The organism is Halobacillus sp. KGW1, from assembly GCF_001592845.1.
Lineage (GTDB): Bacteria > Bacillota > Bacilli > Bacillales > Halobacillaceae > Halobacillus.
The window spans coordinates 887-1286 of record NZ_LSOC01000001.1; the positions used below are offsets into that span (position 1 = coordinate 887).

The following is a 400-nucleotide window of genomic DNA, read 5'->3' on the forward strand; positions in this document are numbered from 1 at the left end:
AATGCGGAAGTAGTTCAGTGGTAGAACACCACCTTGCCAAGGTGGGGGTCGCGGGTTCGAATCCCGTCTTCCGCTCCAATGATACATTAGAGCTAGTTATAATGATACTTACAACATAGGTGAAAACATAGATGCCAGGCCGGGGTGGCGGAATTGGCAGACGCACAGGACTTAAAATCCTGCGGTGGGTTTCCACCGTGCCGGTTCGAGTCCGGCCCTCGGCACCATACGATATATATGCGCCCGTAGCTCAATTGGATAGAGCGTCTGACTACGGATCAGAAGGTTAGGGGTTCGACTCCTCTCGGGCGCGCCATTTTAACGGGAAGTAGCTCAGCTTGGTAGAGCACTTGGTTTGGGACCAAGGGGTCGCAGGTTCGAATCCTGTCTTCCCGACCAT

4 tRNA genes are annotated in these 400 nt (G+C 53.5%); all 4 read left to right on the forward strand.

From position 1 onward, the window contains the following. Positions 1–3: 3 nt before the first annotated feature. The 4 genes from AXG56_RS00035 to AXG56_RS00050 all read left to right on the forward strand — a co-directional run bounded on the left by AXG56_RS00035 (position 4) and on the right by AXG56_RS00050 (position 399). A tRNA-Gly gene (locus AXG56_RS00035) sits at positions 4–78 on the forward strand. A 60-nt stretch (positions 79–138) separates the two neighbouring features. Beyond that, positions 139–227: transfer RNA gene (locus AXG56_RS00040), tRNA-Leu, on the forward strand. A gap of 12 nt (positions 228–239) precedes the next feature. Then, positions 240–316, forward strand: a tRNA-Arg gene (locus AXG56_RS00045). 6 nt (positions 317–322) lie between these two features. Then, positions 323–399: transfer RNA gene (locus tag AXG56_RS00050), tRNA-Pro, on the forward strand. Position 400: the final 1 nt, after the last annotated feature.